This is a genomic window from Xanthomonas sacchari, from assembly GCF_040529065.1.
In the GTDB taxonomy this organism is placed as follows: domain Bacteria; phylum Pseudomonadota; class Gammaproteobacteria; order Xanthomonadales; family Xanthomonadaceae; genus Xanthomonas_A; species Xanthomonas_A sacchari.
The window spans coordinates 1,999,311-2,023,354 of record NZ_CP132343.1 but is presented as its reverse complement, the minus strand read 5'-3'; the positions used below and the strand labels follow the sequence as shown (position 1 = coordinate 2,023,354).

General features: G+C 69.5%; 20 protein-coding genes. 7 read left to right on the top strand and 13 right to left on the bottom strand.

All coding sequences use genetic code 11. The features are described 5' to 3' along the window. Nucleotides 1–16: 16 nt before the first annotated feature. The 3 genes from yidD to RAB71_RS08490 are packed head-to-tail and all read left to right on the top strand — an operon-like array spanning nt 17 to nt 2,486. Nucleotides 17–289 (top strand): membrane protein insertion efficiency factor YidD, encoded by a 273-nt coding sequence (gene yidD / locus RAB71_RS08500; protein WP_010343540.1) that lies wholly within the window; start codon nt 17–19, stop codon nt 287–289. Further along, a complete protein-coding gene (locus RAB71_RS08495; RefSeq protein WP_029562169.1) occupies nt 289–1,623 on the top strand; it encodes a dihydroorotase in 1,335 nt (444 codons plus the stop codon). The genes yidD and RAB71_RS08495 overlap by 1 nt, the downstream gene beginning before the upstream one ends. Then, nucleotides 1,623–2,486, top strand: a complete 864-nt coding sequence (locus RAB71_RS08490; protein WP_041500299.1) for a M23 family metallopeptidase — start codon at nt 1,623–1,625, stop codon at nt 2,484–2,486. Before RAB71_RS08495 ends, RAB71_RS08490 begins: the two co-directional genes overlap by 1 nt. Before the next feature lie 313 nt (nt 2,487–2,799). Here RAB71_RS08490 and RAB71_RS08485 read toward each other — a convergent pair whose 3' ends face one another. Next, a complete protein-coding gene (locus RAB71_RS08485) occupies nt 2,800–3,756 on the bottom strand; it encodes a hypothetical protein (protein WP_010343537.1) in 957 nt (318 codons plus the stop codon). Then, nucleotides 3,753–5,435, bottom strand: coding sequence for a diguanylate cyclase (locus tag RAB71_RS08480; RefSeq protein ID WP_010343536.1), 1,683 nt, complete (start codon nt 5,433–5,435; stop codon nt 3,753–3,755). Before RAB71_RS08480 ends, RAB71_RS08485 begins: the two co-directional genes overlap by 4 nt. A gap of 412 nt (nt 5,436–5,847) precedes the next feature. On the opposite strand from RAB71_RS08480, the gene RAB71_RS08475 reads away from it, so the two are divergent. Next, the gene (locus RAB71_RS08475; RefSeq protein ID WP_010343535.1) at nt 5,848–7,029 is read left to right on the top strand and encodes a putative acyl-CoA thioester hydrolase; all 1,182 of its coding nucleotides are present in this window, start codon (nt 5,848–5,850) and stop codon (nt 7,027–7,029) included. Nucleotides 7,030–7,060: 31 nt separating this feature from the next. Here the strand turns inward: RAB71_RS08475 and RAB71_RS08470 are convergent, their stop codons facing one another. The 6 genes from RAB71_RS08470 to efp form a co-directional block, all read right to left on the bottom strand. Beyond that, nucleotides 7,061–7,765: a phytoene/squalene synthase family protein gene (locus RAB71_RS08470; RefSeq protein WP_104609588.1), complete on the bottom strand. Its 705-nt coding sequence runs from the start codon at nt 7,763–7,765 to the stop codon at nt 7,061–7,063. Between the two features lie 163 nt (nt 7,766–7,928). Then, on the bottom strand, nt 7,929–8,636 hold the full coding sequence (locus RAB71_RS08465; protein ID WP_040902146.1) for a phosphoglycolate phosphatase: 708 nt from the start codon (nt 8,634–8,636) through the stop codon (nt 7,929–7,931). Further along, the gene (gene ubiG, locus RAB71_RS08460; RefSeq protein WP_010343531.1) at nt 8,626–9,363 is read right to left on the bottom strand and encodes a bifunctional 2-polyprenyl-6-hydroxyphenol methylase/3-demethylubiquinol 3-O-methyltransferase UbiG; all 738 of its coding nucleotides are present in this window, start codon (nt 9,361–9,363) and stop codon (nt 8,626–8,628) included. Before ubiG ends, RAB71_RS08465 begins: the two co-directional genes overlap by 11 nt. Nucleotides 9,364–9,416: 53 nt before the next feature. Further along, on the bottom strand, nt 9,417–10,751 hold the full coding sequence (locus RAB71_RS08455) for a TRZ/ATZ family hydrolase (RefSeq protein WP_010343530.1): 1,335 nt from the start codon (nt 10,749–10,751) through the stop codon (nt 9,417–9,419). A gap of 25 nt (nt 10,752–10,776) precedes the next feature. After that, nucleotides 10,777–11,436 carry a TMEM175 family protein gene (locus tag RAB71_RS08450; protein WP_010343529.1) on the bottom strand — a complete coding sequence of 220 codons (660 nt, stop codon included), beginning with the start codon at nt 11,434–11,436 and terminating at the stop codon, nt 10,777–10,779. A 125-nt stretch (nt 11,437–11,561) separates the two neighbouring features. Further along, the gene (efp, locus tag RAB71_RS08445; protein WP_010343528.1) at nt 11,562–12,128 is read right to left on the bottom strand and encodes an elongation factor P; all 567 of its coding nucleotides are present in this window, start codon (nt 12,126–12,128) and stop codon (nt 11,562–11,564) included. Between the two features lie 99 nt (nt 12,129–12,227). On the opposite strand from efp, the gene epmB reads away from it, so the two are divergent. Beyond that, nucleotides 12,228–13,265, top strand: a complete 1,038-nt coding sequence (epmB, locus tag RAB71_RS08440; RefSeq protein ID WP_010343527.1) for an EF-P beta-lysylation protein EpmB — start codon at nt 12,228–12,230, stop codon at nt 13,263–13,265. Nucleotides 13,266–13,325: 60 nt separating this feature from the next. Here epmB and RAB71_RS08435 read toward each other — a convergent pair whose 3' ends face one another. From RAB71_RS08435 to RAB71_RS08425, 3 genes are all read right to left on the bottom strand, one after another. Beyond that, nucleotides 13,326–15,470 carry a bifunctional diguanylate cyclase/phosphodiesterase gene (locus tag RAB71_RS08435; protein ID WP_019802257.1) on the bottom strand — a complete coding sequence of 715 codons (2,145 nt, stop codon included), beginning with the start codon at nt 15,468–15,470 and terminating at the stop codon, nt 13,326–13,328. Further along, on the bottom strand, nt 15,467–16,357 hold the full coding sequence (locus RAB71_RS08430) for a phosphate/phosphite/phosphonate ABC transporter substrate-binding protein (RefSeq protein ID WP_029562164.1): 891 nt from the start codon (nt 16,355–16,357) through the stop codon (nt 15,467–15,469). The genes RAB71_RS08435 and RAB71_RS08430 overlap by 4 nt, the downstream gene beginning before the upstream one ends. 178 nt (nt 16,358–16,535) lie before the next feature. Then, on the bottom strand, nt 16,536–17,294 hold the full coding sequence (locus tag RAB71_RS08425) for an RNA methyltransferase (RefSeq protein WP_010343522.1): 759 nt from the start codon (nt 17,292–17,294) through the stop codon (nt 16,536–16,538). Between the two features lie 118 nt (nt 17,295–17,412). Here RAB71_RS08425 and RAB71_RS08420 point away from each other — a divergent pair, with 118 nt between their 5' ends. Further along, nucleotides 17,413–18,240, top strand: a complete 828-nt coding sequence (locus tag RAB71_RS08420) for an inositol monophosphatase family protein (RefSeq protein ID WP_010343521.1) — start codon at nt 17,413–17,415, stop codon at nt 18,238–18,240. A gap of 467 nt (nt 18,241–18,707) precedes the next feature. Beyond that, nucleotides 18,708–20,855 (top strand): methyl-accepting chemotaxis protein, encoded by a 2,148-nt coding sequence (locus RAB71_RS08415; protein ID WP_041500305.1) that lies wholly within the window; start codon nt 18,708–18,710, stop codon nt 20,853–20,855. A gap of 291 nt (nt 20,856–21,146) precedes the next feature. On the opposite strand, the gene secF is transcribed toward RAB71_RS08415, so the two are convergent. Both secF and secD read right to left on the bottom strand, forming a co-directional pair. Beyond that, nucleotides 21,147–22,112 carry a protein translocase subunit SecF gene (secF, locus tag RAB71_RS08410; protein WP_010343517.1) on the bottom strand — a complete coding sequence of 322 codons (966 nt, stop codon included), beginning with the start codon at nt 22,110–22,112 and terminating at the stop codon, nt 21,147–21,149. Nucleotides 22,113–22,185: 73 nt separating this feature from the next. Continuing rightward, entirely contained in the window at nt 22,186–24,030 is a 1,845-nt protein-coding gene (gene secD / locus RAB71_RS08405) for a protein translocase subunit SecD (RefSeq protein ID WP_010343516.1), read from the bottom strand. Nucleotides 24,031–24,044 lie beyond the last annotated feature (14 nt).

The window sequence follows — 24,044 nt, the reverse complement described above, 5'->3', positions numbered from 1 at the left end:
CGCCTAGTCGAGCACAGTGGCATATCATGGTGGCGTGATCGCCCGCGCTCTCATCGCCCTGCTGCGCCTGTACCAGCGCTTCATCAGCCCGCTGCTCGGGCCACGCTGCCGTTTCGTGCCCAGTTGCTCGGCGTACGCGGTAACCGCCATCGCCCGTTTCGGCGCAGTGCGCGGCGGCTGGATGGCCGCCCGTCGCGTCGGCCGCTGCCACCCCTTCCATCCTGGCGGGTTCGACCCGGTGCCCGACCCCACGGCGCCGCCACCCTGCCGCTGCCAAGGAAAACACTGATGTCCGCTTCCACATTGATCGTCAACGCGCGCCTGGTCAACGAAGGCCGCGAAACCCAGGGCGACCTGCGCATCGCCAACGGCCGCATCGCCGCGATCGCCCCGCAACTGGCCGCGCGCGAGGGCGAGACCGTGGTCGACGCCGCCGGGCGCTGGCTGCTGCCCGGGATGATCGACGACCAGGTGCACTTCCGCGAACCCGGCCTGACCCACAAGGGCGACATCGCCACCGAATCGGCCGCGGCGGTGGCCGGCGGCCTGACCAGCTTCATGGACATGCCCAACACCAACCCGCCGACGCTCGACGCCGTCGCGCTGCAGGCCAAGTACGACGCCGCGCACGGTCGCGCCTGGGGCAACTACGGCTTCTACCTGGGCGCCAGCAACGACAACCTGGCCGCGATCCAGACCCTGGACCCGAAGACCGCGCCCGGCATCAAGGTGTTCATGGGCGCCTCCACCGGCAACATGCTGGTCGACAACCCACAGACCCTGGATGCGATCTTCCGCGACGCGCCGACACCCATCATCACCCACTGCGAAGACACCCCGACCATCGACGCGACCCTGGCCGCGTTCAAGGAAAAGTATGGCGAGGCGCTGACCCCGGACATGCACCCGGACATCCGTTCGCGCGAGGCCTGCCTGAAATCCTCGCAGCTGGCGGTGTCGCTGGCGAAGAAGCACGGCACCCGCCTGCACGTGTTGCACATCTCCACCGCCGACGAGCTGGCGCTGTTCGCGCCCGGCCCGATCCAGGGCAAGCGCATCACCGCCGAGACCTGCATCCATTTCCTGCGCTTCGACCGCGCCGACTACGCCACGCTCGGCAACCTGATCAAGTGCAACCCGGCGATCAAGGACGCCAGCGACCGCGAGGCACTGATCCGCGCGATCGCCGAGGACGTGATCGACGTGCTCGCCACCGACCACGCCCCGCACACCTGGGAAGAGAAGAGCAAGCCGTACGCGCAGGCGCCGTCCGGCCTGCCGCTGGTGCAGTACGCGCTGGTCGCGGCGCTGGAACTGGTCCATGAAGGCCGGCTCAGCGTGGCCCAGGTGGTGCACAAGTTCGCGCACGCGCCCGCGCTGCTGTTCGACGTGCACGAGCGCGGCTTCCTGCGCGAGGGCTACCACGCTGACCTGGTGCTGATCGACGACACCACGTTCACCGTGCGCCGCGAGGACGTGCTGTCCAAGTGCGGCTGGTCGCCGTTCGAAGGCCGCAGCTTCCGCTCCAGGATCGCCGCGACCTGGGTCAACGGCGTGCTGGCCTGGGACGGCACCCGCCTGGTCGGCAGCCCCAACGGGCAGCGCCTGGCTTTCGACCGCTGATGCGCGGCGCCCTGGTGTCCGGCGCCGCACTGGCGCTGGTCCTGCTGACCGCACCGCTCGCCCCGGCGTTGCATGCCCAGACGCCGGCCGTGGCCGGCGCCGAGGCGCGCAGCGTGTTCCCGCAAAGCGCCTCGCAGGGCGCGCTGGTGATCGGCAAGGTGGCGCCGGGCAGCCGCGTGCAGTATGCCGGCCGCACCCTGCGGGTCAGCGATTACGGCAGCGTGGTGTTCGGCATCGGCCGCGACGAGCGCGGACCGCTGCGCATCGCCGTGCAGCGCCCGGATGGCAGCAGCGAGACCATCGAGATCGCGGTGACGCCGCGCGACTGGCCGCTGGAACAGGTCAACGGCGTGCCGCCGAAGACGGTGAACCCGCCACCGGCGATCGCCGAGCGGATCAAGCGCGAACAGGCCCAGGTCACCGCCGCACGCGACCGCGACGACCCGCGCACCGATTTCGCCGCACCGTTCATCTGGCCGGTGCAGGGCCGCATCAGCGGCCGCTTCGGCAACGCCCGCGTCTACAACGGCCAGCCCGGCGCCGGGCATTCGGGCATGGACATCGCCGTGCCGACCGGCACCCCGGTCAAGGCCCCGGCCGCCGGCGTCGTCACCTTCGCCGCTCCCGACCTGTACCTGACCGGCGGCACCGTGCTGCTGGATCACGGCTACGGCGTCAGTTCCAACTTCCTGCATTTGTCGCGAATCGACGTGAAGGTCGGCGATCGCATCGCCCAGGGCCAGGTCATCGGCGCGGTCGGCGCCACCGGGCGCGCGACCGGGCCGCATCTGCATTGGGGGATGAATTGGTTCGATGTGCGCATCGATCCGTTGTTGGTGCTGGAGCGCACGAAGCAGCCGTAGAGCGCTGGTGGGTCAGGTGCGTTGGCGCGCGGCGGCGCGTTCCTCATCAGGGTGGCCGATGCGTTCGCCTGGCGCGGTTCGATGTGCGCATCGATCCGTTGTTGGTGCTGGAGCGCACGAAGCAGCAGTAAAGCGCTGGTGGGTCAGGTGCGTTGGCGCGCGTGGCCGGGAGGCCGCACCCTCACCCCCGCCCCCTCTCCCAATGGGAGAGGGGCAAGCGCTCTCCCTTCTCCCCTCGGGAGAAGGTGCCCCGAAGGGGCGGATGAGGGTACGGGCGCAGCCTCGCGCACTGCGGTGGCGCGCAGCCTTTCAGCTACGCTGACGTGGGCACCTCCAACAAGCGCCCCAGCACCACGTGCGAGGGGCTGTTGGCCAGGTCCAGCGGCATCACCAGCTTGGGATTGGGCTTCGGCAAGGGCGTTCCCGGCGCTTCTTCGCCGGCTTCGCGCAGCAGACTGCCGTTGTCTTTCACCTGATCGGTAACCGGAGCCAGCGGCGGCAGGCCCAGGCCGGCGCGGACCGCGTTGGCGCGGCTGAGCAAGTCGTCGTCGGCGACCGTGGTCAGCGCCGAGGCCGCCAGGCTGGCCGGTGCGCCCTCCACCGCCGCCAGGCGCTGCGCAATATCGCCCAGCGCCTGCTGCCGCTGCGGATGCAGCAGTTGCCACACTTCCTGCCACAGCGCCTTCCAGTCCAGGTGCGGGAACGGCATGTGGGTCGGCCCGCTGAGCACGATCTGCGGCGCCAGCCGGCCCGGCGGCGTCGCATCGCATTCGGCCAGCGCGCGGTACACCACTTCGCTGCACACCATGTGCGAGGGGTTGTCGCGGACCAGATGGTCCAGCGCCTCGCGCACCACGATCCGCGCCAGCCAGTGCTGCGGCCACTTGCCGCGTATGGCGACCAGCAGACCGAGCGTGGCCAGGCTGTCCAGCGGGTACGGGACGCCCAGCAGCGACTGCGCCTTGGCCAGCACGCTGGCGCGATCGGCATCGTCCAGCGCCACGCAGGCGTAGCTGAGCGGCCGGTAGGCGTCGATGATCAGGTAGTTGGTGGTGTCGGTCAGCCGCTGCGACAGCGGATAGCGGCGCACACCGCTGGCCGCCGCCTCGATCAGGTCGCCCTGATCGGCGACGATGGCGGCATGGCTGTAGATGCTGTCGCCGCACCAGGCGATCAGTTCGGAGACCGGGCCGCAGCCCAGTTGCAACAGGATGTCGCCGACCTGCAACTGATCGGGAGCGAACGCGGGCAAAGCGGGCTGTGCAGTCATGGCTGAGGCTCCTTGGTGGGTGACGCGGTGGATGCGGAAACGCTGACGCGGTTGCGGCCGGCGGCCTTGCTGGCGTAGAGCGCGGCATCGGCCCGCTGCAACAGCGCCGCGGCGCTCTCGCCGCGCTGCCATTGCGCCACGCCGACGCTCAGCGTGCATGACAGCGCCTGGCCCTCGCGCGGCAGCGGCTGCGCGGCGATGTGCTGGCGGATGTCCTCGGCCACGCGCCGCGCGGCCTCCAGGGTGGCGCCGGGCATCAGCAGCAGCATCTCGTCGCCGCCCTGGCGGCCGAGCGTGTCGCTGCTGCGCAGGCGCGCCCGCGCGCAGGCGGCGACCCAGCGCAGGCAGGCGTCGCCGCCGGCGTGGCCATGGAGGTCGTTGATGCGCTTGAAATCGTCGATGTCGATGTAGGCCAGCGCCAGCGGCTGCGCGTGGCGCGCGGCGTCCTCCAGCGCCTCGGCCAGGCGCTGCTGCAGCGCCGCGCGGGTCAGCAGGCCGGTGAGTTCGTCCACCATCGCCAGGCGGCTGGCGCGGTCGCGGTCGCGCCGCAGTTCCAGGATCTGCTCGGCCAGACCGAAGGTCACCAGCAGGCAGGAGATCGCCAGCGCCAGGCTGATGCCGTGCGCCAGTACCGGCGCGGCCAGGTCCAGGCGCAACCACCCGGTCAGCTCCAGGCAGCGCAGCACGCACAGCATCCACAGCGGCGTCCACGAGGCCAGCAATGGCCAGGCGTAGCGCTGCCCGCGCAAGGCCAGCAACAGGCAGCACGGGAGCAGCAGTGCGGCGCCGACGATCAGCCCGAGGTTGCCGAGCACGCTCAGCACCGCCGCATCCGACAGCAGGCAGGCCACGGCGATGCCGAGCAGGAACAGCGCGCACAGCCGCAGCACCCAGTCCAACCGCGGCAGTTGCCGCTGCATTTCCAGTTGCCGGCGCTGGAAGGTGATGATGAAGAAGCCGCCGAGCGCGGCAACGATGCGCATCGGCGTCGGCGAGGATGCGAACACACTGGCCAGGCCCGGCACCGCGCGCGCCTCGCCGCCGAGGCCGAGCAGGTACAGCAGCACGCACATCACGTTGGCGGTGAAGTAGCCGTAGATCGGCTCGCGCAGGCGCGCCCACAGCGCGATCGCCAGGATCGCCAGCACCGCGGTCGAGCCGAGGATGAAGGCACGCCAGCCGACGTAGCGCAGGTCCTCGCGCTGCACCTGGGCCAGCGGCACGATGCCCACCGGCATCGGCATCGCCGCCGGCGCATGCACCCGCAGCCAGATCGAGGCGCCGGCCGGCAGTCCGCGCGGCAAGGCGATCACCAGGGCGCGGGTCGAGTAGCGCAGGTCCGCGTCGGCGCCGTAGATCGCGTGCCGGGTCGGCGCGGTGCGGCCCGGCACCCAGGCCTCGACCCGGGTCAGGTAGGGCGCCTGCAGCACCAGTTGCGGCTGGCCTTCGCTGCCGATCGCGCGATCGGCGCGAATGCGCCACCAGGTCGGTCGCTTGCTGCGCTCGTACAGGGTCGCGCCGTGGCCGGCATCGGCGAACGCGGCATCGTGGCGCCCGGCCACCACCTCCGGCGCCGGCGGGTCGGCGGCCAGCCGTTGCAACAGCAGCTCCTGCCCCAATGCCGACCCGACCATCCCCAGGCACAGCAGCAGGCAGCACCAACGGCACAGGCGCTTCAATCGATGGGCTTCCAAATGAGATCCGCATCGAGCGTAGCGCACGCCGCGGCGGCGCTCGTATCCAAATTCACGGTGCCATCACGCACGCAACACGCTCGCGAAGGTTTGCGCAGGTGCATGCCGCAGTGCCGCGAAGGCGTGGCCGCCAAGGTCCTGAAGCGTCGCATCCTTGGCCCTTTCGCCCCTGGAATGAGCGTGTACGCCCCCGTCGCCACGCGCTCGGCAGCGGCGGAGGATCCGTGATCGTGATGGAAACGACACAACCGCCCTCTGGCTGCAAGGTCGGCCGACATCGGCACGCGAACGCCCCTACTATCGCCGGTCCGCGAACGGCACCGGATCGCACGAGCGAATGACACCGGTATCATACCAAGCGCCGCCGCGGATCCCTATCCTTGAGCGGAGGCTTCCCATGACCGTATCGCGCTGGTTGCTGCTTTCCTCCACCCTCGCCCTGGCCGGCGGGGTCGTCGCCGATGCCCCGGCCCTGACCGGCACTGCGTCGCGCCCGCAACTGACCAGCAGCGAGGCGGCCAACCAGACCGTCGCCCGCCACCTGGCCCAGGCCGGCCCGATCGGCGCGCTGGTCACCGACAACTGGGATCCGAGCGCCGGCGTCGCGTTGCTGCAGGCCGATTACGCGGTGGCGGCCGACGGCAGCACCCGCTACCGCACCGTGCAGGCGGCGGTGGACGCGGCGGTCGCCGCCGGCGGCAGCATGCGCCGCTACATCAGCGTGGCGCCGGGCACCTACACCGAAGTGGTCTGCGTTCCCGCCGCGGCGCCGCCGCTGACCCTGTTCGGCCTGGGCGGCAGCCCGGCCAGCACCACGATCCGCTTCGGCAACGCCAACCCGACGCCCAAGCCCACCGGCAGCGCCACCCACCCCTGCGCCAGCAACGCCGCCAGCAGCACCGTCGGCACCTCCGACAGCGGCACCGTGACCGTGCGCGCCGCGCAGTTCCAGGCGCGCAACCTGGCGATCGTCAACAGCTACGTCGAGGGCACCTACAGCGGCAGCAACCAGTCGGCGGTGGCGCTGGCGTTGCGCGGCGACAAGGCGGTGCTGGAGAACGTGGTGCTGACCGGCAACCAGGACACCCTGCTGGTCAGCGCCGGCAGCGCCAACACGGTGATCCGCGCCTATTTCAAGGGCGGCACCATCGAGGGCGACACCGACTTCATCTTCGGCTCGGGCGTGGCGGTGTTCGCCGGCAGCACCATCCGCTATACCGCCGCGCGCCGCGGCGCCAACGACGGCGGGGTGATCTTCGCACCCAGCACCCGCCCAGGCAGCAGCTACGGCTTCCTGGCCATCGGCAGCACCTTCGATGCGATCGGCAGTCCCGGCAGCGGCACGGTGTGGCTGGGGCGGGCCTGGGACGAGAGCGTGGGCAGCCTGTCCAACTACGTCGACGGCACCTCGCCCAACGGCAAGGTGGTGATCCGCGACTCGGCGCTGGGCGGGCACATCCGCAAGAGCGCGCCGTGGAACGCCTCGACCATCGGCCGGCCGTACTGCAGCAGCAACTGCAGCAATTCGGCCAATCGCTTCTACGAGTACGCCAACAGCGGCGCCGGCAGCGCGCCCTGAGGCATGCCCGCGCGGTGGGCGAACGGGCTCATCAGCCCAACCCGGCCCACCAAGCGCGCCACAGCGTCGCCATCTGTCCCGGTGGCTTCGGTGTGGCGGCGGCCTGCTGCACGGTCCGCGCACGCGCCAGCGCCGACAGGATGCGCCGCGGACGCGGGCCACGCACACGGCGCGGCCACGCCTTCAGCAGCGCCTGCGCCCAGCGCTGGCGCTGCTGTGGCTCCTCGCCGCCGCGCAGCGCCAGCGGCGCGGTCGCGGCGCCGCCCTCGGCCAAGCGCTGCGCCAGCACCTGCAGCGCGACCGGCACTGCGGCGCCCTCGGCCGGAGCCTCGAACAGTGCGCGCTCGACCGCGACCACCGCCTGCGCGAACGGCTCCAGCCGCTCCAGCGCATGCGCCGTGTCCGCCGCCGCCGCGCGCGCCAGCGGCAGGCTCGGCAGGGCCTCGGCCAGTTGCGTCCACGGCGCGGCCACCGGCTCCAGCACCCGGCCCAGCGGATGCCGCGAGCGCTGCCCGGCCCAACTGCGCAGTTCCTCGCCCCACCACGCCAGCTTGGCGTCGGCCGGCAGCGGATCGCCGGCGATGTTGAGGATGTCGTCGAACTCCTGCAGCAGGGCGAACCAGGCGACGGTGCGGGCGCGCTGCGGCGCCGGCACGAAGGCCTCGGCCACGGCCCATTCCGGCCAGCGGCGGCGCCATTTGTCGAGGAAGGCATCCAGGGCGGACGAACTGCTCATGCGATCGGTGGATCCGGATTCAGGCGCGCGCAACAGAGAGGTCGCGCAACGCGGGAGTGAGCGCGTTGTCGCGCAGAACGCGCAGTTTACGTGCGTGATAGATAGATGCCGAGCGGTGTCGGCGCGTCGGCAGCGACATGGCGGTCGCGGCTTCCGTGCGGCGTCAGGGAACGGCGACGCTGACCGGCCAGGCCGCAGCGGGATACAGCTCGGCCGGCGCGGCGACCATCGCATCGGCGCGCCAGGCCAGCGGATCGTCCTCGTCCAGCCGGTAGCCCCACAGCACCGCCACCGAGGCCATGCCGGCGGCGCGCGCGGCGAGGATGTCGCGTTCGTCGTCGCCGACGTAGGCCACCTCGTGCGGCGCCACGCCCAGCCGCTGCACGGCGACCTGCAGCGGCAACGGATGCGGCTTGCGCTCGGGCAGCGTGTCGCCGCCGATCAGCACCGCGCAGCGCCGTTCCCACTGCAGCTGCGGCAGGATCAACCGGGCCAGCGCCTCGGGCTTGTTGGTGACGATGCCCCACACGCTGCCGGCGTCTTCCAGGCGTTGCAGCAGTTCCGGGATGCCGTCGAACGGCTGCGAATGGCGGCCGATCAGCGCCTCGTAGTGGCGCAGGAACGCCGGGATCAGCGCATCGCGCTCGGTCGCGGGCAGATCCGGGAAAGCGACGCCGAGCATCGCCCGCGAGCCCTTGGACACCACCGGCCGCAACTGCGCCAGGTCGAGCGCAGGACGCCCGTGCTCGGCCAGCAGCGCATTGGCCGCGGCCAGCAGATCCGGCGCACTGTCCAGCAACGTGCCATCCAGATCGAACAGCACCACCCGCGGATACCCTCGCCGCGGCAGCGGCGCTTCCCTATTCCCCATTCCCGATTCCCGGCTTTGCCGCACACGCCAGGTAATTCACCTCGGTCCGCGACGACAACCGCGCACGATTGCGCCACGGCTCGTAGGCCAGGCCGCTGACGTCGCGCAACTGCAGTTCGGCCTGACGCAACCAGGCGGCCAGTTCCGCCGGCTTGATGAAATCCTGGTAGCGGTGGGTGCCGGTGGGCAGCAGCCGCGCCACGTATTCGGCGCCGACGATGGCCAGGGCGAACGCGGCCGGGGTGCGGTTGAGGGTGGACAGAAACAACTGTCCGCCCGGCTTGAGCAGGGTTGCGCAGGCCCGCACGATCGCCGCCGGATCGGGCACGTGCTCGAGCATCTCCATGCAGGTGATGGCGTCGAAACTGCCCGGCTGCGCCGCCGCCAGGTCCTCGACCGACTGCACGCGGTAGTCGACCTCGACCCCGGATTCGAACTGGTGCAGGCGCGCGACCTTGATCAGTTCCGGCGACAGGTCGATGGCGGTGACCTGCGCGCCCTCCTTGGCCAGCGCCTCGCTGAGCAGGCCGCCGCCGCAGCCCACGTCCAGCACCGTCGCCCCGCGCAGCGGCAGGCGCTCGGCGACGTAGCGCAGGCGCACTGGGTTGAGCGCGTGCAGCGGCTTCTGCGGGCCGTCGGCATCCCACCAGCGGGTGGCCAGGGCGCCGAACTTGTCCAGTTCGGCCTGATCGAAATTGGCGGAGGCGTTGGCGGCGGAAGCAGTCATGGCGAATTCTCGTTAGGGCCGCGCGTACGGCGCGACACGGCGAACATAGCGGATCAGGCGTGGACGCTGCGGATACGTTCGCGCCATTCGCGCGCATTGGCGACCAGCGCGTCGACATCCATGTCCACCAGCACGCGCTGGCTGAGCTTGGGCTGGCCGGCGATCCACACATCGCTGACCTGCTGCCGGCCGGTGGCGTACACCAGTTGCGACAGCACGTTGTGCAGCGGCTGGGTCTCCAGCGCCGACAGATCCACGCAGATCAGGTCGGCCTGCTTGCCTGGCTCGATCGAGCCGATCGTCTCGCCGAAGCCAAGCGCGCGCGCGCCGCCCAGGGTGGCCGCGCGCAGCGTGCTGGCCGCGTCCAGCGCGGTGGCGTCGTTGGCCACCGCCTTGGCCAGGATCGCCGCGGTGCGGTTCTCGCTGAACATGTCCAGGTCGTTGTTGCTGGCGCAGCCGTCGGTGCCGATCGCCAGGTTCACTCCTGCCCTCTGCAGCGCGCAGGCCGGGCAGAACCCGGAAGCGAGCTTGAGGTTGGATTCGGGGCAATGCACCACGCTGACCCCGCGCTCGGCGCACAGGTGGATCTCCGCGTCGGTGAGCTGGGTCATGTGCACCGCGATCAGGCGGTCGTTGACCAGGCCCAGCCGGTCCAGCCGCGCAAGCGGGCGCTGCCCGTACTGCTTGAGCGAATCGGCGATTTCCTGCGCGGTCTCGTGGGTGTGCAGGTGCACCGGCACCTCGAGCTGGTCGGACAGCATCCGCACCCGCTCGAAGTTGGCGTCGTTGACCGTGTACGGCGCATGCGGAGCGAAGGCGATGCCGACCAGCGGATCGTCGCGCCACTGGTCGTGCACCTCGCAGGCGCGGGCGAAGTATTCGTCGGAGGTCTTGGCCCAGGCGGTCGGGAAATCGATGATCACCGTGCCGACCCGCGCGCGGAAGCCGTGCTGCTTGTACACCGCGGCCTGCACGTCGGCGAAGAAGTAGTTCTCGTTGGCACAGGTGGTGCCGCCGCGCAGCATCTCGGCGATGGCCAGCGCGGTGCCGTCGGCGACGAACTCCGGGCCGATCACCGCGGTCTCCACCGGCCAGATGTGCTGCTGCAGCCACACCATCAGCGGCAGGTCGTCGGCGATGCCGCGCAGCAGGGTCATCGGGTTGTGCGTGTGCGCGTTGACCAGGCCTGGCAGCAGCGCCGCGTCCGGGCGCGAGACGGTGCGCGCGGCGGCGAAACGCGTGCGCGCCTCGGCGGTCGGTAGCACCGCGACGATCTCGCTGCCGCGCACCGCCACCGCGTGGTCTTCCAGCACCACCGCATGCGGCTCGATCGGGACCACGTAGCCGGCTTCGATCAGCAGGTCGCAGGATTCGGGAATGGAGGTCATCGCAGGGACTCTGGAAAAGAAAGGATCACGGTGCCGGTGCCGCCTGGGCCTGGCGGATGCGCCGCTGGTACACACGCAGCACCAGCCACTGCAGCAGGAAGATCGCCAGGAAGCCGAAGCGGCCCAGCCAGGGCGCGACCATGCCCACCGGAATGCACAACGCGAACACAACCGGCGACACCGCCGCGCGCAGCTTCATCGCCTGCGCCTGCAGCGGGCCCAGCCGCTGCGCCAGGCCTTCCTTGCGCACCGCATAGGCATGCAGCCAGTACCCGGCCAGGCCGATCGCGGCCAGGTGCGCGCAGTACACCGAGAAGGCCTCGTGGCTGCCGAAATAGTCCGAATACAGCGCAGTGGAGAACGGCAGCAGGCCGATCAGCAGCAACTGCAGCACGTTGAGCCAGATCAATCGGTCGTCGAACTGGCGGATGTGCCGGCACAGCTGCAGGTGCGATTTCCAGAACAACGCGGTGACCAGGAAGCTGACCGCGAAGCCGATGAACAGCGGCAGCATCCGGTGCAGCGCGGCCAGGATGCCGCCGGCGGCCTCGACCTCGGCATGCCCCGGCACCTTGATCTCCACCGCCAGCAAGGTGATGGCGATGGCGAACACCGCATCGCTGAAGAACACGACGCGGTCGTGCGGATACTTGCTGTCGACGCTGTCGGCGTGGCTGGTCGTCACGGGAATTCCTGGGAGCGAGGTGGTCCTTCACCGCCGCGCGGCGCTCCGGCGCTTGGCGCTGCCTGGCCGCCGCACGCCAGCGCGTGCGCATGCCCGCGGCCGGCGGCGGCCGCGGGCGTGCCGGCTTACTTGACGCGCGAGACGTATTCGCCCGAACGTGTGTCGACGCGGATCACTTCTTCCTGGCCGACGAACAGCGGCACGCGCACCACTGCACCGGTCTCCAGGGTGGCCGGCTTGCCGCCGCCGCCGGAGGTATCGCCACGCACGCCCGGGTCGGTCTCGACGATCTTCAGTTCGACGAAGTTCGGCGGGGTGACCTGGATCGGCGTGCCGTTCCACAGCGTCACCACGCAATCTTCCTCGCCCTTGATCCACTTGGCGGCGTCGCCGACGCCGGCCTTGTCGGCCTGCACCTGCTCGAAGGTTTCCTGCTGCATGAAGTGCCAGTACTCGCCGTCGCTGTACAGGTACTGCATGTCGGTGTCGACCACATCGGCCGCTTCCACGCTGTCGGTCGCCTTCATGGTCATTTCGACCACGCGCCCGGACTTGATGAAGCGGTACTTGACGCGGGTGAACGCCTGGCCCTTGCCGGGCTTGACGTATTCGGTATCGGTGATGATCGCAGGCTCGCTGTTGACCAGGATCTTCATCCCGTTCTTGACGTCGTTCATGCCGTAGCTGGCCATCTGAAACTCCTCGGGTAAGGCAAACCCGCCGCGTTCGGCGGCCGGCCGGATAGAATGGAAGCTCCGCCGCAACGGCGGGCGCTCGTGTGATGACCGCCTATGATAACCGCAGCCCCCCGCCCGATGCAGCCGTCCCCGCCCCTGCCCGCCGCCGCGCCGCCGCGCTGGCAGCAGGCCTGGCGCGATGCCGTGCGCGATCCGCGCGAACTGCTGGCCTTGCTGGACCTGGATCCGCAGGCGCTGGGCGTCTCCGAACAGGCTGCGACGCAGTTCGCGCTGCGCGTGCCGCGCAGCTTCGTCGCCCGCATGCGTCCGGGCGACCCGCACGATCCGCTGCTGCGCCAGGTGCTGCCGATCGACGACGAGCAGCGCCTGGTCGCCGGCTTTGCCCTGGATGCGGTTGGCGACACCGCGGCCAAGAAGGCCGACGGGGTGATCCACAAATACCGCGGCCGCGCCTTGCTGGTGGCCACCGGCAGTTGCGCCGTGCACTGCCGCTACTGCTTCCGCCGGCATTTCCCGTATGCCGACGAGACCGCGGCGCGCGATGGCTGGCGCACGGCGGTGGCGGCGATCGCGGCCGACCCCAGCATCGAGGAAGTGATCCTGTCCGGCGGCGATCCGCTGTCGCTGGCCACGCCGAAACTGGTCGAACTCACCGAGGCGCTTGCGGCGCTGCCGCAGCTCAAGCGCCTGCGCATCCACAGCCGCCTGCCGGTGGTGCTGCCCGAACGCGTCGACGCGCCGTTGCTGGCCTGGCTGCGCACACTGCCGTGGCCGCTGGCGTTCGTGATCCACGCCAACCACGCCAACGAATTCGATGCCGGCGTCGATGCCGCGCTGGCGCGCCTGCGCGAGGCCGGTGCGCACCTGCTCAACCAGGCGGTGCTGCTGCGCGGGGTCAACGACAGCGTGGAGGCGCTGGCCGCACTGAGCGAGCGCAGCTTCGCCGCCGGCGTGCTGCCCTACTACCTGCACCAGTTGGACCGGGTACAGGGCGTGGCCCATTTCGAAGTGGACGATGCCACGGCGCTGGCGCTGCACCAGGCGCTGGCCGCGCGCCTGTCCGGTTATCTCGTGCCGAAGCTGGTGCGCGAGATCGCCGGCGACACCGGCAAGCGTCCATTGATGCCCTGACCCGCGCGATGGCGACCGCCACGCGAGCGGCGGCCGCAGGCCGCGGCGCCGCGGCAACCCTCAGGCATCGGCCGGCGACGCATCCTCGCTGGCCAGCAACTGGCGGAACTCCTCGGCGCTGAGCGGGCGGCTGAGCCAGAAGCCCTGCCCCAGTTCGCAGCCGCGCTCGCGCAACAGCTCGAACTGCGCCTCCTGCTCGATGCCCTCGGCGACCACGGTGATGTCCAGCGAATGCGCCATCGCGATGATCGCGGTGGTCAGCGCCAGATCGTCCGGATCGCGCTGCAGGTCGGCGACGAAACTCTTGTCGATCTTGACCCCGTCCACCGGCACCTGGCGCAGGTGGCTCAGGCCGGAGAAGCCGGTACCGAAGTCGTCCAGCCAGACCTTGACCCCGGTGCGGTGCAGCCGCGCCAGCATGCTTGCCGCCTGCAGCTCATCGCCGATCACCGCGGTCTCGGTCAGCTCCAGGTGCAGTTGCGCTGCCGGCAGCCCGGACTCGCGCAGGCAGTCGGCCACCACTTCGGGCAGATCGCCGCTGCGCAACTGCCGCGGCGAGACGTTGACCGAGACGAACAGGTCGGCGCTGCCGTCGGCGCGGCGCCACTGGGTGGCCTCGCTGCAGGCCGCGCGCAGCACCTTCGGGCCGATGCTTTCGATCAGCCCGCTCTGTTCGGCCACGTCGATGAACACCGTCGGCGAGATCGTGCCCATCGCCGGATGCTGCCAGCGCAACAACACTTCCACGCCGACCATGCGCCGGTCTTGGGTGCGGAAGATCGGCTGATAGGCCAGCTTCAGCTCGTCGCGCTCCCAGGCGCCGCGCAGCTCGTGCTCCATGTGCACGCGCCGCTCCACCGCATAGTCCATCGCGCGGCTGTAGAAGCGGTGGCAGTTCTTGCCGGCCAGCTTGGCCTGGTACATGGCGATGTCGCCATTCTTCAACAGCGCCGACGCATCCTCGGCATCGCCCGGATAGACGGTGATGCCGATCGAGGTGCCCATGAATACCTCGCGGCCCTGGATCCGCAGTGGCTCGCGCAGTTCCTGCACCAGCCGCTGCGCCAGGGCGGTGGCGACCTTGGCCGCCTGCGCGTCCTCCACCAGGATCACGAACTCGTCGCCACCGAAGCGCGCCAGCAGCGCGTCGTCGCCGCCCAGTTGCTCGACGGCCAACTGGATGCGCCGCGCGAACTGCAGCAGGGCTTCGTCGCCGGCCTCGTGACCGAGGGTGTCGTTGATCCGCTTGAAGTCGTCGATGTCGGCGAACAGCAGCGCCAGCCGGCGTTGCGAGGCGCGTGCCGACAGCATGCGGTGGTCCAGCGCCTCGCGGAACGCGAGCCGGTTGGTCAGCCCGGTCAACGCATCGGTGTAGGCCATGTGGCGCACGTCGCGATCGTGGCGGGCGATCGCCTCGCTCATCCGCCCGAACGCGCGCAGCAATTCGCTGACCTCGTCGTGGCGGCCGCTGTCGCGGCGCTCCACCGCGTAGTTGCCGGCCTCGATCTGGCGCGCGGCCGCCGCCATCCAGCGCAACGGCGCCACCAACGTGCGCTGCACGTAGACCGTCACCATCGCCGCAGTCAGGCCCAGGGCCGCCAGCAACAGCAGCAACCAGCCGAGATGGCGCTTGCCCAGTTCGCCCAGGCGCTGGTCGAGGTTCTGCCCGGCCTTGCGCTCGTATTCCTGCGCACGCGTCCAGGACATGCCCACCCGGACCCCGCCCACGCGCTGGTCGCCGATCATGATCGGCATCGACACGTCGAGGAACTCCGGCGACTCCTGGGCCAGCAGCCCCTTTGCGCGGATCGCGGCCTCGGCCATCGGCCCGCGCATGCGCTGTCCGTACCCCGCCATGCCCTCGCTGCCGTCGTGGATCAGCCGCCCATCGGCGTCGTAGACCAGCACATAGGCCACCGCGACATAGCCCAGCGCGCCGCGCACCTGCGTGCCGATCGCGTCCAGGTCGGAGTAGTACACCGGATTGGCGAGCGAATCGGCCAGCTGCCGCGCCAGCGACTCGCCGCGGGTGCGCATGCTGCTGTCGAACAGGCTGTGGATGGCGTTGCCGCTGAGCGTGCGCACCTCGCGCTGCATCGCCGCCTGGCGTTCCAGCAGCAAAGCCAGGATCGCCATCACCAGCAGCGCAGCCACGCCCATGGCCAGCAGGAACCTGGCCTGCAACCCGAAACGCATGCTCTTCATTCCACTTCCAGCCTCACCCGCGCCACGCCGGCGCGCAGGGTGTCCAGGCGCTTTTGCGACGCCGGATCGATCGGATAGAACCCGGAGGTCCCGAAGAACTGGCGCAGCGCCGCGCGCCCCTGGGGATCGTCGGCGGCATGCAGCAGGACCTCGCGCAAGCGCGTCTCCACCTCCGTGGGCAGGTCGCTGCGCACCATCTCCACCGCGCGCGGATACGGCTCGCTGCGGTAGATCACCCGGAAATCGCGCAGGAACGCCGGCGGAATGCGGCGCTCGTCGTCCCAGTCGAGGTTGCTGAACGCCCCCGCATCCACCAGATGCTTGTGCACGAAGGCAGCGATGTTCAGCTCCGAGCGCGCGAACACATAGCCGACCGTGTCCGCCGAGGGCTGGTCCTTGGTCGAGAGCAGGATCTCCGGGTGCAGATCGTGCTCGAACAGCGTCATCATCGGCACCAGATAGGCGCTGGTGGACAGCGCGCTCTGCAGGGCCAGCGTATGTCCCTTCAGGTCCGAAAGGTCATGCACGGGCCCGTCGCGGCGCACGAAGAACACGGTGTGGTACTGGCGCACACCGTTGCGCTCGGTCAGCAGCAGCGGCTTGGCGCCGCCGCGCTGTTCCAGCGCCATGGCGGTGGCGGCGGTCTCGGTGACCCAGTCGACCCGGCCACGGCGCAGGTAACTGCTCATCTGCTGGCTGTCGCGGGCCATCAGGATCTGGCCGGAAGTGATGCCGACCTCGCGCATGCGCGGCACCACGTAGTCCAGCAGCGGCTTGAGTTGCTCGTAATGGGCCTTGGGGTTGTCGCTGATGCGCCCCAGCACCAGGACCGAGGGCCGCGCGTGCACGGACGCGGGCCAGCAGATCGCCAGCGCCAGCCACACCACGACCACCCGCCAACGCGAACTGGACAAACCGCGATCCCCAAATAGACCTTGCAAAGCCTAGCCGAAAGCGCATGCCGGTGACAGCGTCACAGAATGGCGCCCGCCGCGACCGCGCCCCTCGCCCGGCCCGTGCCTCGCGACAGGTGCCGCGCTCGTCGCCTTCGCGCCTTGACGGGCCTCAGTTTCCAGCCTGTCCGGCCAGCCGCGCCATGCGCTGCGCATCGGACAGCACGCCGCGCAGCAGGCGCACCTCCTGTTCGGTCAGCTCGGTGCGCAGGAACAGCCGGCGCAGCTTGCGCATCGCCGAATCCGGGGCGCGCCCCTTGTGGAAGTCGATGTCGTCCAGGGTCTCGGCCAACTGCCCGAACAGGCCTTCCACCTGCGCATGACTGGCCGGCGCCTCGCGGAAGCCCGGTGCCGGCGCAGGCGCCGGGGCGACGCCGCGCAAGTGCGCTAGGCGCAGCTCGTAGGCCAGCACCTGCACCGCCGCGGCCAGATTGAGCGAGCTGAACGCCGGATCGGAAGGAATGTGCACGGCCGCATGGCACAGTTGCAGTTCCTCGTTGGTCAGGCCGGTGCGCTCGCGGCCGAACACCAGCGCCACTTCCGCCGGCTCGGCGCTGGTCGCGGTCAGGCGCTGCGCGGCATCGGCCGGCAGCAGTTCCTCCAGCGACACGCGGCGGCTGCGTGCGGTGCAGCCCAGCACCAGCCGGCAATCGGCCACCGCATCGCTGAGCGCGGGCAACACCGGCGCCTGCTGCAGCAGGTCCTCGGCCCCGGCAGAACGCCGGTAGGCCTCGGTCTCGAGTTCGCACTCCGGCGCCACCAGCACCAGCCGCGACAGCCCCATGGTCTTCATCGCGCGCGCGGCCGCACCAATGTTGCCGGGATGCTGGGTCCCGACCAGGACGAAGCGGATACGGGTGGAATCGGTCATGGCAGCACGGCAGGCGAAGCGAACGGGGGCGTAGATGGTAAACTGTGCGGCCGGCCTTGGCGCCGGACTGCTCTTTTCCTCCTCCAGACCCACCTCCGCCTTCTCGGGAGCGCTTGCCATGCAAAAACCCGCCGTCACCGTCATGGTCAAGGCCGCCCGCCTCGCCGGCAACGTCCTGTTGCGCCACATCAACCGCCTGGAAGCGCTGAACGTGGTGCAGAAGGACCGCATGGACTACGCCAGCGAAGTCGATGCCGATGCGGAAAAGGTGATCGTCAAGGAGCTGCGCCGCGCCTATCCCGACTACGGCGTGATGGGCGAGGAAGGCGGCGTGCAGGGCGGCGGCCGCTACATGTGGGTGATCGACCCGCTCGACGGCACCAGCAACTACCTGCGCGGCTTCCCGCACTACTGCGTGTCGATCGCCCTGGTCGAGAACGGCGAGCCGGTCGACGCGGTGATCTTCGATCCGCTCCGCAACGAACTGTTCACCGCCAGCCGCGGCAACGGCGCGGTGCTCAACGACCGCCGCATCCGCGTCAGCGAGCGCAAGGAACTCAACGGCGCCATGGTCCACACCGGCTTCGCCCCGCGCGAGCGCAAGCGTGCCAGCCCGCAGCTCAAGTGCGTGGATGCGCTGCTGGTGCAGGCCGAGGACATCCGCCGCACCGGCTCGGCGGCGCTGGATCTGGCCTATGTCGCCTGCGGCCGCAGCGACGCCTACTTCGAAGCCGGGGTGAAGGCCTGGGACATCGCCGCCGGCGTGCTGCTGGTGCGCGAGGCCGGCGGCCGCGTCACCGATTTCAAGGGCGGCACCCTGGGCCGCATCGACGACCGCGGCCCACAGCAGTTCCAGGTGGTGGCCGGCAACCTCAAGGTCGGCGACGCGCTGCAGAAGCTGATCGTCAACACCGGCTTCGCCGGCGAGTTCGACGCGAAGTTCTGAGCGAAGCGACCGGCGCTGCGCCGGCGCAGCGACATCGACACAGCAGAAAGCCGCGCACTTGCGCGGCTTTTTTTGTGCCCGGCATTCGCAGATCACGCACCCGGGCATTCCCGGCGATCGCCGCGCGCAATGCCGGCCGCGTCCTGCGAGAAAGGCATCTCCACCGAGGCGGCACACGGCGCGCCAGACGCCTCACGCCATGCTCACGCACTGCACGTCGTTCGCTTCACCGCTGCTTGATTGGCGCTTGCGTAGAAGAACGCGTTACGACGTGCGCCATGCAGGCACCGCGGCCTGGGGCGATGCGCACGCTGAGATCGGCAAAAAACCCCTAAAGATCCCGAAGACGCGGCCGATAAAGATGCGGGTTTCTGCCCGAATTTCCCCCGCTGATCCGTGCCTGCGTTGCCGCCCCTGCGGCAATGGAGCCGGTAGCGCCGCTCTCTCGCATCTATCGGAGATCTCGCGTGTCCTTCCATCATCTCACCGTCACCAAGCGCCTGGCAATCGGCTTCTGCGGCGTGATCGCCATGTTGTTGCTGGTGGGCATCACCAGCCTGATCGGGTTCCGCAAGTTCACCAGCGCCGCCGCGCTGGACGCACATACCTACAAGGTCATCACCCTCGGCGACCGCATGCTGGTGAGCCTGCTCAACATCGAAAGCGGCGCACGCGGCTTCGCGCTGACCCGCGATAAGTCCTACCTGGAGCCGTTCGAGCTCGGCGAACGCGAGTTCCAGGCGCAATGGCAGGAGTCCAAGCAACTGACCGCCGACAACGCGTCGCAACAGGCGCGCCTGCAGACCCTGATGCAGGACTACACGCAGTTCATGGCCACCAAGCGCAAGGCGGTGGAGCATATGCGCAACACCGTCGCCGACAGCGACGACGCCCAACTGGAAGCGTTCCGGACCGTCGGCAAGCAGCAGATGGACGGGCTGCGCGCCACCATCGGCCAGTACGAGAACGCCGAACGCGCACTGCTGCAGGTGCGCAAGGCCGAGAGCGAGGCGCGCGCGCAGTCCGGCGAATGGACCAGCCTGGGCGGCATGCTGGTCGGCATCGTCGCCGCGATCCTGCTCGGCCTGCTGGTACGCAACAGCCTGATGCGCCAACTCGGCGGCGAGCCCGCCTACGCGGCCGACGTGGTCCGCCGCATCGCCAGCGGCGACCTGTCGCAGGACGTGCGCCTGCGCACCCAGGCGCCATCGCTGCTCAACGACATGCGGCAGATGCAGGAGGAACTGCGCACGGTGATCCAGGCGCAGACCGAGATGGCCCGGCAGCACGCCGCCGGCCAGATCAGCTTCCGCATGGACGAAGCGCGTTTCCCCGGCGACTATGGGCGCATGGTGCGCGACACCAATGCCCTGGTGCACAGCCACATCGCGGTCAACCAGCGGGTGATCGCACTGATGGGCGAGTACGCCGAAGGCGACCTCAGCCGCGACCTGGAGCAGTTTCCCGGCGAGATGGCGATCCTGACCGAGACCATGGCCAAGGTGAAGCGCAACCTCGGCGCGATCAATCACGAAATCGACCTGCTGGTGCGCGCCGCCGCGCAGGGCGACTTCTCGCGCCGCGGCGAAGCGCAGCGCTTCCGCCACGCCTTCCACGACATGGTCGCCAACCTCAACACGATGATGACCGGCACCGAGACCAACCTGGCGGCGCTGTCGCAGTTGCTGCGCGCCATCGCCGCCGGCGACCTGACCCAGACCATGCAGGGCGAGTTCCACGGCGTGTTCGCACGGATGCGCGACGACGCCAACGCCACCGTCGCGCAGCTGACCGACATGGTCGGCCGCATCCAGCAGGCCGCGGCCAGCATCGACACCGCCGCCGGCGAGATCGCCAGCGGCAACGACGACCTGTCGCGCCGCACCGAGCAGCAGGCCGCCAGCCTGGAGGAAACCGCCGCCTCGATGGAGGAACTGACCGCCACGGTGAAGCAGAACGCCGAACACGCGCGCCAGGCCAATCAACTCGCCGCCGGCGCCGCCGCGGTCGCCTCGCAGGGCGGCAGCGTGGTCGGCCAGGTGGTCACCACCATGGACGGCATCGAGGTCGCCTCCAAGAAGATCGCCGACATCATCGGCGTCATCGACGGCATCGCCTTCCAGACCAACATCCTGGCCTTGAATGCCGCGGTGGAAGCGGCCCGTGCGGGCGAACAGGGCCGCGGCTTCGCCGTGGTCGCCAGCGAGGTCCGCACCCTCGCCCAGCGCTCGGCCAGCGCCGCCAAGGAAATCAAGACGCTGATCGACGACTCGGTCGAGCGCGTGAGCGCGGGATCGGCACTGGTCGCCCAGGCCGGCACGACGATGCAGGACATCGTGGCCTCGGTGCAGCGCGTCACCGACATCATGGGCGAGATCGCCGCCGCCTCGCAGGAGCAGTCGGCGGGCATCGAGCAGGTCAACCAGACCGTCACCCAGATGGACGAGACCACCCAGCAGAACGCCGCCTTGGTCGAGGAAGCCACCGCCGCGGCACGCGCGATGGAGCAGCAGGCCGGCGACCTGGTGGAGATCGTCGGCCAGTTCCAGGTGCGCAGCGAGACCTACCCGATGGTGGCGCAACTGGTCGCCCGTGCGACTGCCAACGCGGCCTAGTCGGAACGCCCCACGCGGCACGAACGCTGCAGAGGGACTGGGCCGTCACGCGCTGCAACCCTGCAGACGTTCCTGTAGGAGCGGCTTCAGCCGCGATGCCTTACCGGTAACGCGTCGCGGCTGAAGCCGCTCCTACAAAAAGCGGAAATCGCCCCCCACTAAAGCCCCGGCATCCACACAAAGAAAAAGCCGCGCATCCGCGCGGCTTTTTTGTCACAGAAGGAGGTGCTTCAGGCCCAGGAAATCACGCTTCTACGAATCCCCAATCCCGAATCCCCACTCCCAGCCCCATCACGGCCGACGCGCCAGCGCCTCCACATCCTTGGCCTTCGGCAGCAGGTCCTGCTTGGTGACCTGGAACGGACCGATCGACAGCAGCGGCACCGCCACGATCACCGAGGAGACCACCACGATCACCGCACCGATCATGTGGGTCAGCGCCAGGCCTTCCATCGACTCGCCGCCGTACAGGTACAGCGCCAGCGCCGACAGGAAGAACATCACCGCGGTGATCACCGTACGCGACAGGGTCTGGTTGATCGAACGGTTCAGCACCTCGATCGGCTCCACGCGCAGGCTGCGGAAGTTCTCGCGCACGCGGTCGAACACCACGATGATGTCGTTGATCGCAAAGCCCATCACCGACAGCAGGCCGGCCAGCACGGTGAGGTCGAACTCGCGGCCGGTCACCGACACGTAGGCCACCGTCACCAGCAGGTCGAACAGCGCGGTCAGGCTGGCCACCACAGCAAACTTCCACTCGAAGCGGAAGGCGATGTAGATCAGGAAGCCGACCAGCATGAACACCGTGGCGTAGACGCCGTTCAGCGCCAGGTCCTTGCCGACCTGCGGGCCGACGAACTCGCCCGGCTTGACCGTGGCCGGGTTCTGCGGCGTGCTCACCGCCTTGCGCACCTGCTCGGCGAGGTTCTTGGTGATGTCCTCGTTGTTGTGCTCGCCCTGCGGCTGCAGGCGGATCACCACCTCGTTGCCGCTGCCGACGTTCTGCACCTGCGCGTTCTCGAAGCCGGCCTTGGCCAGCTGCTCGCGCACCTGGTCCACGTCGACCGGCTTCTGGAAGCTGGTCTGCACCAGTGCGCCGCCGGTGAACTCCAGCGCGTAGTTGAAGCCCTTGGCGAAGATCACCGCGAACGAGGCCAGCGCCAGGACCAGCATCAGCACCAGGGTCGGGTGCCGCCAGCGCATGAAGTCGATCTTGGTGTCGTTGGGGATCAGGTGAAGCGGGAAGATTTTCATTGGAGACCGCTCTGCGATTTTTTGGACCCCGCGCCTGCCGGCGCGGAGACGTGCGGAAGGTGGCGTGCGTGGCTCAGATCGCCACGGACTTGATCTTCTTGCGACGGCCGTAGATCAGCACCGCCAGCGCGCGCGACACGGTGATCGCGGTGAACATCGAGGCGAAGATGCCGATGATCATGGTCAGCGCGAAGCCCTTCAGCGGACCGGTGCCGAACGCGTACAGCGCCACGCCGACGATCAGACCGGTGAGGTTGGCGTCGAGGATGGTGCCGCCGGCCTTCTCGTAACCGGCCGCGATCGCCGACTTGGGCGGCACGCCCAGGCGCAACTCTTCGCGGATACGCTCGTTGATCAGCACGTTGGCGTCCACCGATAGGCCCACCGACAGCGCCAGGCCGGCGAAACCCGGCAGGGTCATGGTGGCGCCGAACAGCGACATCACCGAGACCACGATCAGCAGGTTCATCAGCAGCGCGACCGAGGTGATCAGGCCGAACATGCGGTAGTACACGCTGAAGAACACCAGGGTGAACAGGAACGCGTAGACCACCGCGGTGATGCCGCGCTCCACGTTTTCCGCGCCCAGACTCGGGCCGATCACGTATTCCTCGACGAAGTCCATCGGCGCGGCCAGCGAACCGGCGCGCAGCAGCTTGGCCAGGTTCTCGGCCTCGGTCTTCTCCAGGCCGGTGGTCTGGAAGTTCTTGCCGAACACGCCGGCGATGCGGGTCGGCGCCAGCGCCTCCTCGTTGACGCGCACGCTGCGCACTTCCTTGCCGTCGACCATGGTCACGGTGGGGATGCGCTCGATGTAGACCACCGACATCAGCTTGCCGGTATTGGCGCTGGTGTAGTCGAACATGCGCTGGCCGGCGGCGTTGTTGAGCGTCACCGCCACGGCCGGCATGCCGTTCTGGTCGGTGCTGACGGTGGCGTTGACCATCTGGTCGCCGGACACCAGCACGCGCTTGCTCAGCAGCACCGGGGCGCCGCTGTCGCGCAGGCGGTAGACCTTGGCGTCGGGCGGGATGTTGCCGCTGCGCACCGCGTCCTCGGCATTGCCGTCGACCACGCCGCGGAACTCCAGCGTGGCGGTGGCGCCGATCATGCGCTTGGCCTCGGCGGTGTCCTGCACGCCCGGCAGCTCGACCACGATGCGGTCGTCGCCCTGGCGCTGGATGATCGGCTCGGCCACGCCCAGCTGGTTGACGCGGTTACGCAGCGTGGTGAGGTTCTGCTCGATGGCGCCGGCGGCGATCTGCTTCAGCTCCGCCTCCGGCACGGTGACGGTGATGGTCTGCCCGGACACCGCGTAGCTCAGGGTCGGCTGCGCCTTGGCGATGGCGGCGCGCGCGGCGCTGGCGTCGACGCCCTCGCCCAGGCTGACCTGGATGCTGTTGTCCGGACGGCGCTCGACCGAACGGTAGGCCAGACGGCCGTCGCGCAAGGTGGTGCGGATGTCCTCGGCGAAGGCGTCCAGGCGCTTTTCCAGCGCCGCCTTCTGGTCGACCTGCAGCGCGAAGTGCACGCCGCCGACCAGGTCAAGGCCCAGCACCATCGGCTTGCCGCCCAGCCGCGACAGCCAGTCCGGCACGGTCGAGGCCAGGTTCAGCGCCACCGTGTAGTTCTCGCCCGCCTGCTGGCGCAGCACGTCGTTGGCACGGGTCTGCGCCTGCAGATTCGGCAGGCGCACCATCAGGCTGTCGCCTTCCTTGTCGACCCGCTTCGGGGTGATCCCGGCCGTCTTGAGGTCGGCGAGAACACGCTCGCGCAGGGCGTCGTCGATCTTGCCGCCACGGCTGGCGGTGATCTGGACCGACGGATCCTTCTGGTACACGTTGGGCAGCGCGTACAACGCGCTCAACGCCAGCACGATCAGGATGAGGACATACTTCCAGCGCGGAAACTCGAGCATTGCGGGACCCCGCA

Excerpts from the sequence above, each read along its gene's own strand:
- RAB71_RS08495 (WP_029562169.1), top strand. The coding sequence starts at position 289 with ATGTCCGCTTCCACATTGATCGTCAACGCGCGCCTGGTCAACGAAGGC.
- RAB71_RS08490 (WP_041500299.1), top strand. The coding sequence starts at position 1,623 with ATGCGCGGCGCCCTGGTGTCCGGCGCCGCACTGGCGCTGGTCCTGCTG.
- RAB71_RS08485 (WP_010343537.1), bottom strand. The coding sequence starts at position 3,756 with ATGACTGCACAGCCCGCTTTGCCCGCGTTCGCTCCCGATCAGTTGCAG.
- RAB71_RS08475 (WP_010343535.1), top strand. The coding sequence starts at position 5,848 with ATGACCGTATCGCGCTGGTTGCTGCTTTCCTCCACCCTCGCCCTGGCC.
- RAB71_RS08470 (WP_104609588.1), bottom strand. The coding sequence starts at position 7,765 with ATGAGCAGTTCGTCCGCCCTGGATGCCTTCCTCGACAAATGGCGCCGC.
- RAB71_RS08465 (WP_040902146.1), bottom strand. The coding sequence starts at position 8,636 with ATGGGGAATAGGGAAGCGCCGCTGCCGCGGCGAGGGTATCCGCGGGTG.
- ubiG (WP_010343531.1), bottom strand. The coding sequence starts at position 9,363 with ATGACTGCTTCCGCCGCCAACGCCTCCGCCAATTTCGATCAGGCCGAA.
- RAB71_RS08455 (WP_010343530.1), bottom strand. The coding sequence starts at position 10,751 with ATGACCTCCATTCCCGAATCCTGCGACCTGCTGATCGAAGCCGGCTAC.
- efp (WP_010343528.1), bottom strand. The coding sequence starts at position 12,128 with ATGGCCAGCTACGGCATGAACGACGTCAAGAACGGGATGAAGATCCTG.
- epmB (WP_010343527.1), top strand. The coding sequence starts at position 12,228 with ATGATAACCGCAGCCCCCCGCCCGATGCAGCCGTCCCCGCCCCTGCCC.
- RAB71_RS08435 (WP_019802257.1), bottom strand. The coding sequence starts at position 15,470 with ATGAAGAGCATGCGTTTCGGGTTGCAGGCCAGGTTCCTGCTGGCCATG.
- RAB71_RS08425 (WP_010343522.1), bottom strand. The coding sequence starts at position 17,294 with ATGACCGATTCCACCCGTATCCGCTTCGTCCTGGTCGGGACCCAGCAT.
- RAB71_RS08420 (WP_010343521.1), top strand. The coding sequence starts at position 17,413 with ATGCAAAAACCCGCCGTCACCGTCATGGTCAAGGCCGCCCGCCTCGCC.
- secF (WP_010343517.1), bottom strand. The coding sequence starts at position 22,112 with ATGAAAATCTTCCCGCTTCACCTGATCCCCAACGACACCAAGATCGAC.
- secD (WP_010343516.1), bottom strand. The coding sequence starts at position 24,030 with ATGCTCGAGTTTCCGCGCTGGAAGTATGTCCTCATCCTGATCGTGCTG.